Source organism: Nesterenkonia sandarakina, assembly GCF_003003175.1.
Classification (GTDB): Bacteria; Actinomycetota; Actinomycetes; order Actinomycetales; family Micrococcaceae; genus Nesterenkonia; species Nesterenkonia sandarakina_A.
Window position 1 is genome coordinate 15,960 of sequence record NZ_PVTY01000019.1, and the last position, 16,950, is coordinate 32,909.

General features: G+C 69.5%; 15 protein-coding genes. 4 read left to right on the plus strand and 11 right to left on the minus strand.

The window, feature by feature from the left end; translation table 11 throughout:
* Positions 1-96: 96 nt before the first annotated feature.
* Positions 97-729: a trimeric intracellular cation channel family protein gene (locus BCL67_RS13230; protein WP_106123900.1), complete on the minus strand. Its 633-nt coding sequence runs from the start codon at positions 727-729 to the stop codon at positions 97-99.
* 88 nt (positions 730-817) lie between these two features.
* Positions 818-2,725 carry an AMP-binding protein gene (locus BCL67_RS13235; RefSeq protein WP_106123901.1) on the minus strand — a complete coding sequence of 636 codons (1,908 nt, stop codon included), beginning with the start codon at positions 2,723-2,725 and terminating at the stop codon, positions 818-820.
* A gap of 171 nt (positions 2,726-2,896) precedes the next feature.
* Between BCL67_RS13235 and BCL67_RS13240 the strand changes: the two genes are divergently transcribed.
* Genes BCL67_RS13240 through BCL67_RS13255 form a run of 4 tightly spaced genes read left to right on the plus strand, consistent with a single transcriptional unit; the run spans position 2,897 to position 7,188 of the window.
* Positions 2,897-3,589, plus strand: a complete 693-nt coding sequence (locus BCL67_RS13240) for a GntR family transcriptional regulator (protein WP_106123902.1) — start codon at positions 2,897-2,899, stop codon at positions 3,587-3,589.
* Positions 3,586-5,103 carry an MmgE/PrpD family protein gene (locus BCL67_RS13245; protein ID WP_106123903.1) on the plus strand — a complete coding sequence of 506 codons (1,518 nt, stop codon included), beginning with the start codon at positions 3,586-3,588 and terminating at the stop codon, positions 5,101-5,103. The genes BCL67_RS13240 and BCL67_RS13245 overlap by 4 nt, the downstream gene beginning before the upstream one ends.
* Before the next feature lie 3 nt (positions 5,104-5,106).
* A complete protein-coding gene (gene prpB / locus BCL67_RS13250; protein WP_106123904.1) occupies positions 5,107-6,024 on the plus strand; it encodes a methylisocitrate lyase in 918 nt (305 codons plus the stop codon).
* A gap of 30 nt (positions 6,025-6,054) precedes the next feature.
* Entirely contained in the window at positions 6,055-7,188 is a 1,134-nt protein-coding gene (locus tag BCL67_RS13255; protein WP_106123905.1) for a bifunctional 2-methylcitrate synthase/citrate synthase, read from the plus strand.
* Between the two features lie 10 nt (positions 7,189-7,198).
* Here the strand turns inward: BCL67_RS13255 and BCL67_RS13260 are convergent, their stop codons facing one another.
* The 9 genes from BCL67_RS13260 to BCL67_RS13300 form a co-directional block, all read right to left on the minus strand.
* Positions 7,199-7,840 carry a dihydrofolate reductase family protein gene (locus BCL67_RS13260; protein ID WP_106123906.1) on the minus strand — a complete coding sequence of 214 codons (642 nt, stop codon included), beginning with the start codon at positions 7,838-7,840 and terminating at the stop codon, positions 7,199-7,201.
* A 318-nt stretch (positions 7,841-8,158) separates the two neighbouring features.
* The gene (locus BCL67_RS13265) at positions 8,159-9,235 is read right to left on the minus strand and encodes a site-specific tyrosine recombinase XerD (protein ID WP_106123907.1); all 1,077 of its coding nucleotides are present in this window, start codon (positions 9,233-9,235) and stop codon (positions 8,159-8,161) included.
* A 4-nt stretch (positions 9,236-9,239) separates the two neighbouring features.
* The gene (locus BCL67_RS13270) at positions 9,240-10,943 is read right to left on the minus strand and encodes a CTP synthase (protein WP_106123908.1); all 1,704 of its coding nucleotides are present in this window, start codon (positions 10,941-10,943) and stop codon (positions 9,240-9,242) included.
* 35 nt (positions 10,944-10,978) lie between these two features.
* Complete coding sequence (locus BCL67_RS13275) at positions 10,979-12,826, minus strand: DNA repair protein RecN (protein ID WP_106123909.1); 1,848 nt, start codon at positions 12,824-12,826, stop codon at positions 10,979-10,981.
* Positions 12,823-13,791, minus strand: coding sequence for an NAD kinase (locus tag BCL67_RS13280; protein ID WP_106123910.1), 969 nt, complete (start codon positions 13,789-13,791; stop codon positions 12,823-12,825). The genes BCL67_RS13275 and BCL67_RS13280 overlap by 4 nt, the downstream gene beginning before the upstream one ends.
* Positions 13,792-13,801: 10 nt before the next feature.
* A complete protein-coding gene (locus BCL67_RS13285; protein ID WP_106123911.1) occupies positions 13,802-14,611 on the minus strand; it encodes a TlyA family RNA methyltransferase in 810 nt (269 codons plus the stop codon).
* Complete coding sequence (locus BCL67_RS13290) at positions 14,608-14,877, minus strand: hypothetical protein (RefSeq protein WP_106123912.1); 270 nt, start codon at positions 14,875-14,877, stop codon at positions 14,608-14,610. The genes BCL67_RS13285 and BCL67_RS13290 overlap by 4 nt, the downstream gene beginning before the upstream one ends.
* Entirely contained in the window at positions 14,874-15,701 is an 828-nt protein-coding gene (locus BCL67_RS13295; protein ID WP_106123913.1) for an HAD-IIA family hydrolase, read from the minus strand. The genes BCL67_RS13290 and BCL67_RS13295 overlap by 4 nt, the downstream gene beginning before the upstream one ends.
* Positions 15,698-16,558: a hypothetical protein gene (locus tag BCL67_RS13300; RefSeq protein WP_181256020.1), complete on the minus strand. Its 861-nt coding sequence runs from the start codon at positions 16,556-16,558 to the stop codon at positions 15,698-15,700. The genes BCL67_RS13295 and BCL67_RS13300 overlap by 4 nt, the downstream gene beginning before the upstream one ends.
* Between the last annotated feature and the right edge of the window lie 392 nt (positions 16,559-16,950).

The window sequence follows — 16,950 nt, forward strand, 5'->3', positions numbered from 1 at the left end:
GCGAGGCAAGATGCGCAGGCCAAGTAGCACTCGAAGGTTCGCCAGACCCGGCGGGCCCGGCGGCGGGACCTCGGGTCAGGCGGTGCCGCCGCAGGGTCAGGCGGTGCCGCCGCTGGACCGGCGTCCGGCGAGCGGGACCCGCCAGCCGCGCCTGAGCGAGATCATGCGCAGCGCGAAGACCAGGCTGGAGACCACCAGGCCCGCCCAGATCAGCGGCAGATCGACGCTCAGCACGATCACCATGAGGCCGGCGCCGAACATCGCCGGCACCGCGTAGACGCCGCGCGGGTTGAAGATCTGCGGGGTCTCGTTGGCGACCACGTCGCGCATCGCGCCGCCGCCGACCGCGGTGGTGACCCCGAGCAGCACGCAGGCGATCTCGTTGAGCCCGGCGTTATACGCGATGACCGTGCCGGTGAGGCAGAACAGCGAGAGCCCCACGGCGTCGAAGACCAACAAGGTGCGGCGCAGCCGGGTCTCGTGGAGCAGCCCGGTGAGCACCAGGACCACCGCCACCAGGACCGGGGCCAGGTAGATCGGCTGTTGGAACGCGGCCGGGGGGCCGTCGCTGATGATGATGTCCCGGGTGACGCCGCCGCCGAGTCCGGCCATGGAGGCCAGCAGCAGCGAGCCCACCACGTCGAAGCCCTTGCGGGCGGCGAGCAGCGCCCCGGAGACGGCGAAGGCGAAGGTGCCCAGCAGCTCCACGGCCAACAGCGCGAGGTCCATCGGTCTCCCCCTGTGTCGGCGTGGCCCCGGGTTAACATGTTCACGTGTCCGGGTCTCGGCGGCGCGCGGTCACGCGCCGCCGACCAGCCTACCGTCGGGGGCGCAGCACCGGGATCAGGTCATCGAGCACCGAGGCGTCCTCGATGGTGGAGGGCACCCGCGCCTGCTCGCCGTCGGCGATCTGGCGCATCGTCTTGCGCAGGATCTTCCCGGACCGGGTCTTCGGCAGCGCCGCGACCACCGCCACGGTCTTGAAGTCGGCCACCGGCCCGATGTCCCGGCGCACCAGCTCGGTCAGCTCGGCCTGCAGCGTCTTCGGGTCATCGGTGCGGCCCGACTTGAGCACCACGAATCCCGAGGCGCGCTGACCCTTGAGCTCGTCCTGCAGCCCGATCACCGCGCATTCGGCCACGGCGGGGTGGGAGGCCACCACGGCCTCGATGGCTCCGGCGGAGAGTCGGTGCCCGGCCACGTTGATCACGTCGTCGGTCCGGCCCATCACGAAGAGGTAGCCGTCGGCATCGAGGTAGCCGGAGTCCCCGGTGGCGTAGAACCCGGGGAACGCCGCGAGGTAGGAGTCGATGTAGCGCTGGTCATCGCCCCAGAGGGTGGGCAGGGTGCCGGGCGGCATCGGCAGGCGCAGCGCGATGTTGCCCTCCTGACCGGCGGGGAGCTCCTCGCCGACGGCGTCGAGGATCACCACGTCGTAGCCGGCCATCGGCAGCGTGGCGGAGCCCTCCTTCACCGGGAGCGCCTCGATCCCGACCGGATTGGCCGCGATCGGCCACCCGGTCTCGGTCTGCCACCAGTTGTCGATGACCGGGACTCCCAGCGCGTCGGTGTTCCAGCGCTGGGTCACCGGGTCCAGCCGCTCCCCCGCGGCGTAGAGGTGCCGCAGCGAGGAGATGTCGTAGTCGGCGACCAGCGCTGCCTCGGGGTCGGTCTTGCGGATCGCGCGCAGCGCGGTCGGCGCGGTGAACAGCGCGGTGATCCGGTGCTGCTGGATCATCCGCCAGAAGGCGCCGGCGTCGGGGGTGCCCACCGGCTTGCCCTCGTAGAGCACCGAGGTCGCCCCGACCAGCAGCGGCCCGTAGACGATGAAGGAGTGTCCGACCACCCAGCCGACGTCGGAGGCGGTGAGCATGGTCTCCCCCGGGCCGACGTCGTAGATGGCCTGCATCGACCAGGTCAGCGCGACGGCGGTGCCTCCCTGATCTCGGACCACGCCCTTGGGCCGGCCGGTGGTCCCGGAGGTGTAGAGGATGTAGAGCGGGTCCGTGGCGCGCACCGCGACCGGGGCGGCGGGCTCCGCCTGGGCCGCACGCGGCGCCCAGTCATGCCATGTAGCGTCCGAGTCTTCAGCGACCTGCTCGAGGGTGTGCGCGAAGCCCTCGCGCTCCTGCACCACCACGTGGCTGACCTGGTGGGCGGCCAGGCGCAGCGCCTCGGCCACGGTGGGCAGGTACTCCACCGTCCGGGTGGGCTCGATGCCTCCGGTGGCGGTGAGCACCACGTCGGGTGAGGCGTCGTCGATCCGCGAGGCCAGCTCCTTCGCCGCGAATCCGCCGAAGACCACCGAATGCACCGCGCCGATCCGGGCGCAGGCTAGCATCGCGATGGGGGCCTGCGGGATCATCGGCAGGTAGATGATGACCCGGTCTCCCGCGCCCACCCCCAGGTCGCGCAGCATCCCGGCGCACTTCGCGACCTCCTCGGTCAGTTCGGCGTAGCTGTAGCTGCGGATGGTCCCGGTGACGGCGGAGTCGTAGATCAGCGCGGCCTGGTCCCCGTGTCCGGCCTCAACGTGCCGGTCCAGGCAGTTGTAGCTGAGGTTCAGCTCCGCCTCGGGGAACCAGCGGTAGATCGGAGCCGCCGAGTCATCCAGGGCGCGCTGCGGTGCGCGGTCCCAGTGGACCTGCTCTGCGGCGCCGAGCCAGAACTCCTCACGCTGGGCCAGTGATCGTGCGTGCAGCTCGCGGTAGGACGGACCGGTCATGGGAGTGCTCCTGCTCATCGGCGTGGACTCATCATCGAAGGACGCGTGACACGTCCAAGGATATGACCTGGCTCACAGCACGTAAAGCCCCATGTATACAGAAGTGCCCTGATTCGAGAACCTTTGGCGCCAGCGGTGCACAGAACCGGCTCGGCTGTATACACTCAAGGCATGCGTGCAAGCGACCGGGCCTACGACACCCTGCGGCAGGAGATCCTCGACGGGGCGCTGACCCCGGGGACCCTGCTCGGCGAGGTCGAGCAGGCGGAACGGCTCGGCCTCTCGCGCACGCCGCTGCGCGAGGCGCTGTCCCGGCTGATCGCCGATGGGCTCGCTGATCAGACCAAGGGACGCGGCACGGTGGTCAGCTCGATCTCCGCCGCCGACGTCGACCTGCTCTTCGAGCTGCGGCTGCCGCTGGAGGTCCAGTCCGCCCGGCTCGCCGCCGAGCGCGGGGACCCGGCCCGGTTCACCGCACTGGCGCAGCGGTTCACCGCCGCGGAGAAGACCCTACAGGCGCGAGACCAGGCCCGGGAGGATGAGCACTACTACCGGCTCACCGAGGAGCTCGATGAGGCCGTGGCCGAAGCGGTGGCCAACCCGTACCTGAGTCATTCCCTGCGCAGCATGCGTGCGCACCTGGTGCGCGCCCGTCGGCTGGCCCAGCACGAGCCCGAACGGCTCGCGTCGTCGGCCCGGGAACACCGCGAGGTCTGCACCGCCATCGCCTCCGGGGATCCCGAGACCGCGGGTGCGGCGATGCTGATCCACCTGCGCCGCAGCCTCGCCTACATCACCGCCCAGCACGAATCGTCCCCGCAGCACCGAAGCCTGACGTCGAATCGAGAGGAATCACCAGCATGATCACCCACAACGTACGGGTCTACCGCAGCGACGAGAACCTTCCCCGGCAGGACCAGCTCGCCTGGAAGATCGCGCAGGTCGCCGTGGACCCGGTCGAGGTCGACCCGGAGGTCACCGAGATGGTGATCAACCGCATCATCGACAACGCCTCCGTGGCCGTCGCCTCGCTGAACCGCGCCCCGATCATCAGCGCCCGCGCCCAGGCGCTGGACCACGCGGTCTCCGCCAACGGCTCCGGCGCCTCGATCTTCGGCGTCGAGACCAAGTCCAGCCCCGAGTGGGCGGCGTGGGCCAACGGCGTCGCGGTCCGTGAGCTGGACTACCACGACACCTTCCTGGCAGCCGAGTATTCCCACCCAGGGGACAACATCCCCGCGGTGCTGGCTGCGGCGCAGCACACCGGAGCCTCCGGGGCCGAGCTGATCCGCGGCATCGCCACCGGCTACGAGATCCAGGTGGACCTCGTGAAGGCGATCTCGTTGCACAAGCACAAGATCGACCACGTGGCGCACCTCGGGCCCTCCGCCGCGGCCGGGATCGGCACCCTGCTGAACCTCGACGCCGAGACGATCTTCCAGGCCGTGGGCCAGGCGCTGCACACCACCACCGCCACCCGGCAGTCGCGCAAGGGCGAGATCTCCACCTGGAAGGCCCACGCCCCGGCCTTCGCCGCGAAGATGGCGGTCGAAGCCGTGGACCGCGCGATGCGCGGACAGACCTCTCCGGTGCCGATCTACGAGGGCGAGGACGGCGTCATCGCCTGGCTGCTCGACGGACCCAGCGCCTCCTACGAGGTGCCGCTGCCCGCCGTCGGCGAGCCCAAGCGCGCGATCCTCGACACCTACACCAAGGAGCACTCCGCGGAGTATCAGGCGCAGGCGTGGATCGACCTCGCTCGTCGGCTGCACAACGCACACCCGCAGGTCACCGATCCGGAGCAGGTCGAATCGGTGCTGATCCGCACCAGCCACCACACGCACTACGTGATCGGCTCCGGGGCGAACGACCCACAGAAGTACGACCCCACCGCCTCCCGCGAGACGCTGGACCACTCGATCCCGTACATCTTCACCGTCGCGCTGCAGGACGGCGCCTGGCACCACGTCGACTCCTACACCCCGGAGCGCGCCCAGCGCGAGGACACCGTGGCGCTGTGGCACAAGGTCACCACCGAGGAGGATCCGGAGTGGACCCGCCGGTATCACTCCACCGACATCGCGGAGAAGGCCTTCGGCGGATCCGTGGAGATCCGGCTGCACAACGGCGAGGTGATCACCGATGAGATCGCCGTCGCCGACGCCCACCCGCTGGGCGCGAGGCCTTTCGCCCGGGAACAGTACATCGCGAAGTTCCGCACGCTGGCAGAACCGGTGATCGCCGAGGCGGAGATCGAACGATTCCTCGGAGCGGTTGAGAACCTCGAGACGCTCGCCGCGGGAGAGCTGGATCAGCTGAACATCCTCGCGGCCACCGGGGTCATCCACCCCTCCGCCGGACCGAAGGGACTGTTCTAGGCCATGTTGTACTCCACCATCACCCCTGCACAGAAGCGCCTCGACCTGCGCGCGATGCTCACCCCCGGGGCGGCGCGCCAGTTCCCCGGCACCTTCACCCCGCTCTCGGCGCCCTTGATCGAGCAGAAGGGCTTCGACGGGATCTACATCTCCGGCGCGGTGCTGGCCAATGAGCTGGGCCTGCCGGACATCGGGCTGACCACGCTCACCGAGGTCGCGCAGCGGGCCGGTCAGATCGCCCGGGCCACCAACCTCCCGGCCCTGGTCGACGCCGACACCGGATTCGGCGAACCGATGAACGTGGCGCGTTCGGTCCAGGAGCTCGAGGACGCCGGGCTCGCGGGCTGCCACATCGAGGACCAGTTCAACCCCAAGCGCTGCGGCCACCTGGACGGGAAGAACCTGGTGGACCTGCAGACCGCGACCCAGCGGGTGGCCGCGGCCGCTCGCGGGAGGCGGGACGAGAACTTCCTGATCATGGCGCGCACCGATCTGCGCGCCGTCGAGGGTCTCGACGCCGCGATCGAGCGGGCCAAGGCCCTGGTCGACGCCGGGGCCGACGCGATCTTCCCGGAGGCCATGAAGGACCTCAGCGAGTTCGCCGCGGTCTGTGCGGCGGTGGACGTGCCGGTGCTCGCGAACATGACCGAGTTCGGCAAGTCCCCGCTGTTCACCCGCGAGGAGCTCGCCGAGACCGGGGTCGCGATGGTCATCTACCCGGTGACCTCGCTGCGCTCGGCCATGGGCGCGATCGAGCGCACCTTGGACGTGTTGGCCGCCGAAGGTTCCCAGCAGGGCGCGGTGGATCAGATGATGACCCGGGCACGGCTCTACGAACTGGTCGACTACGAGGCGTACAACGCCTTCGACACCGGGATCTTCAACTTCGAAGTTCCCGACGTGCACGGCAGCAACTCCTAAAGACCCTGCAATGACCTGAGGAGGTCACTGATGACCGAGCAGATCTATAAGGGACTGGCCGGTGTGGTCGCCGATCACACCGCCGTCTCGAAGGTGAATCCCGAATCCAACTCGCTGCTCTACCGGGGATACCCGGTCCAGGAGCTGGCCGCCGAGCTCTCCTTCGAGGAGGTGGCGCTGCTGCTCTGGAACGGCGAGCTGCCCAGCGCGGCGGAGAAGGAGGAGTTCCGCGGCTTCGAACGCTCCCACCGTGCCCTGGACCCCCGGGTCAGGGCGGCGATCGACCTGCTGCCGCTGGACTGCCATCCGATGGACGTCGGGCGCACCGCGGTCTCGGTGCTCGGTGCGAACCACCCGCTCTCGGAAGACTCCTCCCCGGAGGCGGAGCTGATCAAGGCCAAGGAGCTCTTCGCCGCGTTCCCGGCCGTGGTCGCCTACGACCAGCGCCGACGCCGTGAGCTGGAGCTCGTCGAGCCGCGGGAGGATCTGGACTACTCGCAGAACTTCCTCTGGATGACCTTCGGCGAGGAGGCTCCCGAGGAGGTCGTCGACGCCTTCCGGGTCTCGATGGTGCTCTACGCGGAGCATTCCTTCAACGCCTCGACCTTCACCGCACGGGTGGTGACCTCCACGCTGGCCGACCTGCACTCGGCGGTCACCGCGGCGATCGGCGCGCTCAAGGGGCCGCTGCACGGCGGCGCCAATGAAGCGGTGATGCACACCTTCGAGGAGATCGGCATCGACCCGGCCGAGACCCGCGAGGCCGCCGCCGCCCGCGCCAAGGCATGGATGGAGCAGGCGCTGGCGGAGAAGCGCAAGGTGATGGGCTTCGGGCACCGGGTGTACAAGTCCGGCGACTCCCGGGTCCCGACCATGAAGCAGGCGCTGGATGCGATGGTCGAGTACTACGGGCGCGGCGAGCTGATGGGCCTCTATGACGGACTCGAAGCGGCGATGGGTGAGGCCAAGAACATCCTGCCGAACCTGGACTACCCCGCCGGACCGACGTATCACCTGATGGGCTTCGACACCGAGATGTTCACCCCGCTGTTCATCGCCGCGCGGATCACCGGCTGGACCGCGCACATCGCGGAACAGCGCGCGAACAACGCGCTGATCCGCCCGCTGAGCGCCTACAACGGCCCGGACGAGCGCCACCTCTGAGGCGCGCGGCTCACCTCGCTCTGACCGGTTCGTAGGTCGCCACCACGATGCCGGTCGGTGAGGTGAAGCTCGACGTCACCGCCAACGACGTGGGGCGATCCCCGAACAGCCGAGCCCCGGAGCCCAGCGCGATCGGCAGGATGGTGAGCAGGTAGGCGTCGATGAGGTCCTCGGCGGCGAGGGAGCGCACGAGCTCCCCGCTGCCGAGGATCACCACTTCTCCGTCCAGGGAGGCCTTGAGCTCCCGCACCGCAGGGACCGCGTCGCCGCCGTCGCCGTCGTCGCCCCTGCCCGCCGGGGTGTCGGCCGCTCCGGCGAGCAGCAGCTCGGAGTTGGGGTGCGCCAGCTGCGTGTCGGCCGAGCGGGAGGCCACGAACTTGGGCGTCTGGCGCAGGATCTCCGTGAACGGGTTCGGCTCCGCGGTGTCGAGCCAGTGCCCGAGAAGGTCCACGTAGGTGCGGTGTCCGAACATCAGCGCCACGGTCTCATTCTGACCCGACATCGACGCCTGAGCCGCCTCCGGGTCCGCCGCGAGCAGCTCCGAGGCCCAGCCGCCGTGTGAGAATCCTCCCCGGGTGTCCTCATCCGCTCGTCCGGGCGCCTGCATGACGCCGTCGAGCGAGACATATTCCACCGCCACCAGCTTCGCCATCCCAGCACCCCGATCTGCTCACCATCGACGGCCGTCCCGTCGGCGAGATCAGACTAGGTGAGCATCGGGCGCCCCTACGAGGCTTCTCGTCCCGCCGTCGGCCCGAAGTCGCCGCGAAGTCGCCCGATCCCGGCCCTTCACGGGCGCTCCACGCCGTCCGCCCGTCCCCACCACCATCGTTTGGGCAGTTTGCGGTGGAATCAGCGGACGAACCTCTCCGCATACCGCCGCAAAGTGCCCAATCGACGCCGACCACACGGGGCGCGAGCTCAGATACGCGAGCTTGCGGGTGCTCCAAAGGGAGATCCAGCGGTGGATCTAGCGGGCGCGGGGGTGGGCGGTGGCGTAGCTCTCCTGCAGCGCCTCGGCGGTGACCTTCGTGTAGATCTGCGTGGTGGTCACCGAGGCGTGGCCCAGCATTTCCTGGACCAGCCGGATCCCGGCGCCGCCTTCGAGCAGGTGGGTCGCGCAGGAGTGGCGCAGCGTGTGCGGGGAGACCTCCTGGGTGATCTCGGCGGCGGCCGCGTGGGTCTGCAGCACGGTCCACGCCGACTGTCGGGAGAGTCTGCCGCCGAGCTTGTTCAGGAACAGTCCGGGCGACGGCGCGCGCCTGCCGATCCGCGCGGCGAGGCCCGGGCGACCGGCGGTGAGGTAGTCGTTGATCGCCTGCTGGGCAAAGCGCCCCACCGGGACCATCCGCTGCTTATCGCCCTTGCCGGTCACCCGCACGATCACCAGCCCGTCGGTGGGTGCTGCTTCAGCAGAGCCACCGGCACCGTCGGCGCCGACACCAGCCGCACCGGGGGCAGCGCGGATCTCGTGGACGTCATCGACGTCCAGGCTGACCGCCTCGGTGATCCGCGCGCCGGTGGCGTAGAGGAACTCCAGCAGCGCCCGGTCGCGGCGTCCCAGCTCGGTGTCACGGCTGGGCGCGTCCAGCAGCCGCTGCACCTCGTCCACGCTGAGCGCCTTGGGCAGGGACTGGCGCGGTTTCGGGGCCGCGACGTGCTTCGCCGGGTCGTGGGTGGTCCGGGCCTCCCCCGCCCAATAGCGATGCGCCCCGCGCACCGAGGCCAGCACGCGGGCCATCGAACGCTGGGACAGGGCCGAGCCGCCGTCGTCGCCGGTGCTCAGCCGCTGCAGGAAGTCCGCGACCAGGCTCTCGTCGATGGCGCGCAGCCCGGTGATCTCGCGCTCGAGCAGGAACGCGCCGTAGCGCAGCAGGTCGTTGCGGTAGGAGCTCAGCGTGTTCGCCGCGGAGCCGCGCTCGATCCGCAGGTGGGTGAGGTAGTCCTCGATCTCGGCCCCCACAGACGAGGACGGCACCTCCGCGCGTCGCTGGAGGTGCCGTTCCCGTGCCTGCTCAGGAGCGGTGGACCCGTCCTGGGTGGCCATGGATCTAGCCGCGTCCGCCCTGGGCGAGCTGCCGGTCCAGTCCTGCGCGGATGAGACCGGCGAAGAGCGGATGGGCGTTGGTCGGGCGGGACTTCAGCTCGGGGTGCGCCTGGGTGGAGACGTAGTACGGGTGCGTCTCCTTGGGCAGCTCGACGAACTCCACGAGCGTGCCGTCCGGGGAGGTGCCGGAGAAGACCAGCCCCGCCTCGGCGAGCTGCTCGCGGTAGGTGTTGTTGACCTCGTAGCGGTGCCGGTGCCGCTCGGTGATCTCGGTGCTGCCGTAGGTCTCGGCGACCACGGAGCCCTCGGTGAGCTTGGCCTCGTAGGAGCCCAGCCGCATGGTGCCGCCCAGGTCGCCGGCGCCGTCGACGATGGCCTCCTGCTCGGCCATGGTGGCGATCACCGGGTAGGCCGTCTGCGGGTCGAACTCGGTGGAGCTCGCCTCGCTCAGGCCCAGCACGTTGCGGGCATATTCGATGACCATGGTCTGCAGACCCAGGCACAGGCCCAGCGCCGGGATGCCGTGGACCCGGGCGTGGCGCAGCGCGCCGATCTTGCCGTCGAGCCCACGCACGCCGAAGCCGCCGGGCACGCAGATCGCGTCCACGCCCTCGAGTGCCTTGGCGGCACCCTCCTCGGAGGCGCACAGGTCGGAGGCGACCCAGCGGATCTTGGTCTTGGTGCTGTGCGCGAAGCCGCCGGCGCGCAGCGCCTCGGTGACCGAGAGGTAGGCGTCGGGCAGGTCGATGTACTTGCCGACCAGCGCCACCTCGACCTCGTGGTCGGGGTTGTGCACCACGTTGAGCAGCTTGGACCACTTGGACCAGTCCACGTCCTTGAACTTCAGGTCCAGGGCCTGGACCACGTAGGCGTCCATGGCCTGGCGGTGCAGGATCCGTGGGATGTCGTAGATGCTCGGGGCGTCGGCGCAGTTGATGACCGCGTCCTCCGCCACGTCGCACATCCGCGAGATCTTGCCGCGGATCTCGGCCGGAAGCTCGCGGTCGCTGCGCAGCACGATCCCGTCGGGCTGGATGCCGATCGAGCGCAGCGCCGCCACCGAGTGCTGGGTGGGCTTGGTCTTCAGCTCCTGGCTGGGGCCGATGTAGGGCACCAGGGAGACGTGGAGGAAGAAGACGTTCTGCCGGCCGATGTCCTGGCGGACCTGGCGCGCGGCTTCGAGGAACGGCTGGGACTCGATGTCACCGACGGTGCCGCCGATCTCGGTGATGATCACGTCCGGGGCGTCCTTGCCCTCGGCGGGCAGCCGCATCCGGCGCTTGATCTCGTTGGTGATGTGCGGGATGACCTGCACGGTGTCGCCGAGATAGTCGCCGCGGCGTTCCTTCTCGATGACGGTGGAATAGATCTGACCGGTGGTCACATTGTTGAGCCCGTCGAGGTTCTCATCGAGGAATCGCTCGTAATGTCCGATGTCCAGGTCCGTCTCGGCGCCGTCTTCGGTGACGAAGACCTCGCCGTGCTGGAACGGGTTCATCGTGCCGGGATCCACATTGAGATACGGATCCAGCTTCTGCATGACCACTGAGAGGCCACGGGCCCGGAGCAGATGCCCCAGAGAGGAGGCGGTCAGACCCTTGCCGAGGGAGGAGACCACACCCCCCGTGACAAAGATCTGTCGACTAGTAGGGAGGCTGTTCTGGTTCCTGGAACTGTTTCTCTGCACCACGGAGTTCGATCCTAACAGTGAACGGGAGGTGAATGTAGTGCCACGGACGTGAGCTACAGCGCAGCCGCACCGCTGATGAGCTCCCGGGCGTGTGCACGGGCTGATTCTGAGTCTTCCTGACCGGCGAGCATCCGCGCGAGTTCACTCACGCGCTGCTCCTCGTCCAGGGCGGTGACGTCGGAGGCGGTGAAGCCGCCGGAGGCTGAATCATCGCGCACCGAGGACTTGAACACCCGGATGTGGTTCTGCGCGTACGCCGCGACCTGGGGCAGGTGGGTGACCACGATGACCTGGCGGTGTTTGGCGAGCATCGCGAGCCGGCGTCCGATCTGCACGGCCGCCTTGCCGCCCACCCCGGCGTCGACCTCGTCGAAGATGAAGGTCTCGGTGTCGGATCCCTCGGCGAGGACCACCTCCAGGGCCAGCATCACCCGGGAGAGCTCACCTCCGGAGGCTCCCTTGCCCAGCGGCAGCGGATCGGCCCCGGGGTGCGGGGCCAGCAGCATCGCGACAGTGTCGGCGCCCTCTGGGCCCAGCTCGGCGGTCGCGGCGACCTCGATGACCATCCGCGCCCGGGGCATGGCCAGGGCGGCGAGCTCCTCGCCGACGGCGGCGCCCAGCTGCTCCCCCGCCTGGGAACGACGACGACGCAGCTCTTCGGCCTCGGTCCACAGCCGTGCCTGCAGCTCGTCGATCTCCGCGCCGAGCTCCTCGATCCGGTCGGTGTCGGACTGCAGGTTGTGCAGCCGGACCCGGGCCTCCTGCGCCCAGGTCAGCACGGCGTCGATATCGGGACCGTAGAGCCGGATCAGCCGCTCGAGGTCGGCGCGGCGCTGGTGCACCGCGGCGAGCCGCTCGGGCCCGGATTCATCCAGGTGGGCGGCGTAGATGCCGAGCTCGGAGGCGGCGTCGTTGAGCAGGCTCGAGACCGAGGAGATCTGCTCGGCGATCTCGCCGAGCTCCTTGTCCTGGTCCTGCACGGCGGCCAGCGCGATGGTGGCGGATTCGACCAGGGCCACCGCGTGGGGGACGTCGCCGAGTGCTTCGGCGGCGTCGGGCCCGGAGAGCGAGAGCTGGGCGGAGCGGGCGGCCTCGCGCAGGGATTCGACGTTCTCGAGCTTCAGGGATTCGGTCTTGAGCTCATGGTCCTCCCCGGGCAGCGGCTCCACGGCGTCGATCTGTTCCAGGGCGAGCTGCAGCTGTTCGGCCTCACGGCGTCGTTCGCGCTCGTTGGTGGTGATCTCCTCCAGCTCGGCGACCTTGACCTGGTAGCCGGTGAACTTCTGCTTATACGCGGCGAGCTGCTGGGCGAACTCGTCTCCGGCGTAGCGGTCCAGGGCGCGCCGCTGCGCGACCGCGGAGCGCAGTCGCAGCTGGTCGCTCTGGCCGTGCACGGTGACCAGGGAGCTGCCGATCTCGCCGAGCAGCGCGATCGGCACGTTGCGTCCGCTCAGGCTGGCCCGGCTGCGGCCCTTGGCGCTGAGCGTGCGGCCGAGCAGGATCTCGACCTCGCCCGCCTGATCCGGCTGGGCTGCGTGGTCGACCGACTCGGGGTCCGCAGAGGTTTCCGTGTCCGCAGGCTTGGCGTCTGCAGGTTCTGCGTCTGCGGGTTCAGCCTCTGCGGCATCTCCGGGGATCTGCAGCCAGGCGCCGGCCTCGCGGGCCAGGTCCACGCAGCGATGTCCGGCGGGCACGGTGATGCCGGCGTCGACCACGGCCTGTGGGGCTCCGGAGCGGATCGCGGAGGCCTCGGCGCGGGCGCCGAGCAGCAGTCCCAGTGCGGTGACCACCATGGTCTTGCCCGCGCCGGTCTCGCCGGTGACCACGTTGAGTCCGGCGTTGAGCGGGAGCTCGGCGTGTTCGATCACGCCGAGGTCGCTGATGGTGACGTAGTCGATCACCGCTTGGTCGCCTCCTCGTGGTGGAAGGCATCGGGGCTCGGGACCTGGTTCGCCGGATCGACCGGTCCGCGCCAACCGGTGGTGGGCAGGTTGAACTTGTCCACGAGTCGTTCGGAGAAGGGGGTCTGGTGCACCCGGGCGAGCAGCACGGGTTCAGCGGAGCGGGTGACCTCCACGCGGGAGCCGGGTGGGAGTTCCATGAAGCGACGGCCGTCGCACCAGAGCACTCCCTGTTCGTCCTCGCGCTGCAGGACCTCGACGGCCATGATCGAGTCGGGGTCGGTCACCAGGGGGCGGGAGAACAGCGCGTGGGCGGAGATGGGCACCATGACCAGGGCTTGGACCTCGGGCCAGACCACGGGTCCTCCGGCGGAGAACGCGTAGGCGGTGGATCCGGTGGGGGTGGCCATGACGACGCCGTCGCAGCCGAAGGCGGAGACGGGCCGGCCGTCGATCTCGATGATCAGGTCGATCATGCGTTCGCGGGACTGCTTCTCGATGCTGGCCTCGTTCAGCGCCCAGCTGCTGCCGACGTGGCGTCCGGCGTGCCATACCTGCACGTCCAGCGCCATCCGGCGCTCCACGGTGTAGTTCTGGTCGACCACCCATTGGACGGAGGCGTCGAGTTCGGTGCGTTCGGATTCGGCGAGGAAGCCCACGTGGCCGAGGTTGACTCCCATCAGGGGCAGTCCGGCGCCGCGCACGAGGTCCGCGGCGCGCAGGATGGAGCCGTCGCCGCCCAGGACCATTCCGACCTCACAGTCGGCCAGGGGCACATCGCGGTCGGCCACGGCCATCGGCAGGCCGCGGAGCCGGTCCCCGATGACATGGTTCAAGGAGGCGATGTCGCGCTCCAGCATCACCGGGCGGAGTCCCTCGCTGTGCAGCCGCTCTGCGACGGTGACAGCCGCTTCCACGGCGTCGCGCCGACCCGTATGGGCGAGCAGCAGGATCTCTCTGGTCATGGAGCCTCCTTCAGTCGAACTCGACCGAGCCCAGCCTATCTCTCCTGAGCGCGTCTGCCTCAGCGGAGGCCGGAGCAGCATGTTCGGTGCGGCGCAGGTGCAGGAAGAACTCCACATTTCCGTCCTGGCCGGGCAGGCCCGAGCGGTGGACGGCGAGAAGCTGCAGCCGCTGGGCCTCGGCGGCGGAGAGGACCGACTCGACCGCCTCGCGACGCAGCAGCGGACTGGAGACCACCCCGGTGCGTCCCAGCCGGTCGCGGCCGATCTCGAACTGGGGTTTGACCATGAGCACCAGATCAGCGCCGTCGCTGGCCTGCCCGGCGAGGGCGGGAAGCACCAGGCGCAGCGAGATGAAGGAGAGGTCGGCGACGATCAGGTCGAAGGGCTCCCCCAGGTCGGCAGGTTTGAGGTGGCGCAGGTTCAGCCCCTCATGGTTCTCCACCCGGGGATCCCCGGCGAGCAGCGCATGCAGCTGGTCGTGGCCGACATCGACGGCGACGACGTGTGCCGCGCCGCGCTCCAGCAGCACCTGGGTGAAGCCTCCGGTGGAGGCGCCGGCGTCGAGGCAGCGGCGGCCCTGCACCGGGATCTGCGGGGAGGCGGCGAGGACGCCGTCGAGCTTGTGCGCAGAGCGGCTGACCCAGGGGTCCTGGTTCTGCACGTCGATCCGCTGGTGCTCGGCCACGTTGGTGGAGGCCTTCTGGATGACGGTTCCGTCCACGCTGACCTGTCCCTGGGAGATCAGCTGGCCGGCGCGGGTGCGGCTGGGAACCAGACCGCGGGAGACCATGGCCTTGTCGAGGCGGAGGGCGTCGCTCATCGGGCCCCGTCGGCGGTCTGTCTGAGCCGCTGGTTCAGGTCCTGGACCAGCGCTTCGGCCTCGGCGATCTCGGACTCGAGCTCCTCGAGACTCAGCTCGGATGCCTGCTCGGCTGCAAGCTGGGGTTCAGACTCGGCGCCGGACTGGTGCCCAAGGTCTGGCTGGGACGCAAGGTGCGCATCGCGCTGATCATCGGGGTGGTCCTGGACATCCGGGTGGCCCTGGACGTTGGATAGGCCCGCGGAGTGGTGGTGCTGCTCGCTCATGCTCCTGCGTGTTCCTGCAGGGCCTCGTGCGTGCCGTCGAAGAGCTGGCCGAGGTCGCGCAGGATCCAGTCTGGGCGCATGGACTCGTCGGCGAGCTGCGCCGACTCGAGGGTGTCGATGCCGGTCAGGACCAGGGCGGTGTCGAACCCGGCTCGGTTGCCGCCGAGCACGTCGGTGTCGAGCCGGTCCCCGATGACCAGGGGCCGCTGCATCTTCAGCGCCTCGGCGGCCTGGGTGAACATCACCGGCTCCGGCTTGCCTGCAGCGGCCGGGCTGGTGCCGGTGGCGCGTCCGACAGCTTCGACGAGGGCGCCGTTGCCGGGGGCGATGCCATGCTCCCGAGGGATGCTCAGGTCGAGGTTGGTGGCGAACCACTGCGCGCCGTCGTTCACCGCGTAGGCGGCCTCGGCGAGGTCGGCCCAGCCCAGTGCGGGGTCGAAGCCCTGGATCACTGCGGCGGGGTGATCAGCCGCCGACTCGGCCAGGTGGAACCCGGCCTCCTGCACCAGGGTGCGCAGATACCCGCTGCCGGTGACCAGCACCTTCGAACCAGGGTCAAGCGCAGCGCTGAGCAGGGCGATCCCGGCGGGGGCCGAGCCGAAGACCTCATGGGTCAGCGCGGGGATGCCCAGCTCGTTGAGGTGGGCTGCAACCTGTTCGGCCGACCGGGAGGCGTTATTGGTGACGTATCCGCGTGGCACATCGCGGCTGACCAGCTGCTCCACGGCCTGGGCGGCCCCGGGGATGGCGTGGGGTCCGGCGTAGAGGACTCCGTCGAGGTCGAAGAGCACGCCGTCGTAGGAGTCGAGGAGACTCGAGGTCATGCACGCCCTCCGCGTCGGCGGTCCTGGTCGCGGCCCTGCTCACGGCCCCGGTCTCCGCCCTTGGATCGTCCCAGGACGTCTTTGACCTTGGGCAGGTCGGCAGGCTCGTCGTCGAAGTCGAGGATCTCGGGGTCTTCGAAGGCGCCGGTGCCCAGTGCGCGTTCCGCGGCGAAGGCCTGTTCCCGCCAGCGCTGAGCCTCGTCATCGCGGCCGACGGTCTCGAGTGCGGCCGCGTAGGCGGTGAAGAGTCGAGGCGAGAAGCTGAACGCCCGGTTGATGTCGAGCTCGGGCACCTCCAGAGCGGTCACCGCGGAGGCGTGGTCGCCGAGGTCGGTATAGGCCCCGGAGACGACCATGGCCATCTCAGCACGCACGGGACCGGTGAGGCCTGCAACCTCTTCGGACTGGGAGAGCTCGATGGCCTTCTCCGGGCGGTCGAGTCCGCGTTCGCAGTCAGCCAGGACCGGCAGGTGGGTCTGGTCGCCGCTGATCCGGCGGTAGGTGCGCAGCTCACGCAGGGCTTCGGCGAAGTCTCCGGCGGCATAGGCGGTCAGGCCTACGGCTTCGCGGACGATCCCGAGACGTCCGCCGCGGCGGGACGCGGCGAGGGCATGCTGGAACGCGACCTCGGGCGCGACGTCGACGAGGCGTCCCGCCATAACGAGGTGCTTGGCCACCCAGGGACGGTTCACGTCGTCGAGGGTGCGCAGCTGCAGCAGGGCCGCGCGGTCCAGCTCCTTGCCGGTGACGTCCTCGTCGATCTCGGGAGAACGCGTGCGATCGTCGCTGTTGGACCGGCGGAGGTCGCGCGGATTGCGCGGGGGCCGTGGGCGGTCGCCGTAGGACTCGTCAGGCATAGGTTCTTGGTTCTCCTTGGATTACGTGCGCAGGGCCATCCCAGGATACCGCCTCATGCGGTGAAGGACGCCTGGCAGCTGCTGTGGACGGGATGCTCAGGACAGGGAAGATCTGACCAGACATTGAATGCACCGTGAAATAGAAAAAGGCCGTCCCGGAGAGATCTCCGGACGGCCTTAAGAATCCACAGCGGCTGTGCATTGTTGCTCATCCATGCGCTCATTGATGAGCCCGCGAAGCCGCTCGGCTCAGGATCTTTCCGCTGGAGTCCGAAGGATGGCCCGGGACTCGTTTTACCCTGGATACAGGTCAAGCCCGGTCCCCCACAAGGGACCGGGCTTGAACCCTCTCTACAAAAAGTGTCCGGCGGCGACCTACTCTCCCACACACT

What these genes read in the sequence shown, in the direction of transcription:
- BCL67_RS13300 (WP_181256020.1), bottom strand. Translation starts at nt 16,558, where the DNA reads ATGCCTGACGAGTCCTACGGCGACCGCCCACGGCCCCCGCGCAATCCG.
- BCL67_RS13285 (WP_106123911.1), bottom strand. Translation starts at nt 14,611, where the DNA reads ATGAGCGACGCCCTCCGCCTCGACAAGGCCATGGTCTCCCGCGGTCTG.
- BCL67_RS13255 (WP_106123905.1), top strand. Translation starts at nt 6,055, where the DNA reads ATGACCGAGCAGATCTATAAGGGACTGGCCGGTGTGGTCGCCGATCAC.
- BCL67_RS13230 (WP_106123900.1), bottom strand. Translation starts at nt 729, where the DNA reads ATGGACCTCGCGCTGTTGGCCGTGGAGCTGCTGGGCACCTTCGCCTTC.
- BCL67_RS13260 (WP_106123906.1), bottom strand. Translation starts at nt 7,840, where the DNA reads ATGGCGAAGCTGGTGGCGGTGGAATATGTCTCGCTCGACGGCGTCATG.
- BCL67_RS13290 (WP_106123912.1), bottom strand. Translation starts at nt 14,877, where the DNA reads ATGAGCGAGCAGCACCACCACTCCGCGGGCCTATCCAACGTCCAGGGC.
- prpB (WP_106123904.1), top strand. Translation starts at nt 5,107, where the DNA reads ATGTTGTACTCCACCATCACCCCTGCACAGAAGCGCCTCGACCTGCGC.
- BCL67_RS13295 (WP_106123913.1), bottom strand. Translation starts at nt 15,701, where the DNA reads ATGACCTCGAGTCTCCTCGACTCCTACGACGGCGTGCTCTTCGACCTC.
- BCL67_RS13265 (WP_106123907.1), bottom strand. Translation starts at nt 9,235, where the DNA reads ATGGCCACCCAGGACGGGTCCACCGCTCCTGAGCAGGCACGGGAACGG.
- BCL67_RS13280 (WP_106123910.1), bottom strand. Translation starts at nt 13,791, where the DNA reads ATGACCAGAGAGATCCTGCTGCTCGCCCATACGGGTCGGCGCGACGCC.
- BCL67_RS13235 (WP_106123901.1), bottom strand. Translation starts at nt 2,725, where the DNA reads ATGACCGGTCCGTCCTACCGCGAGCTGCACGCACGATCACTGGCCCAG.
- BCL67_RS13240 (WP_106123902.1), top strand. Translation starts at nt 2,897, where the DNA reads ATGCGTGCAAGCGACCGGGCCTACGACACCCTGCGGCAGGAGATCCTC.
- BCL67_RS13245 (WP_106123903.1), top strand. Translation starts at nt 3,586, where the DNA reads ATGATCACCCACAACGTACGGGTCTACCGCAGCGACGAGAACCTTCCC.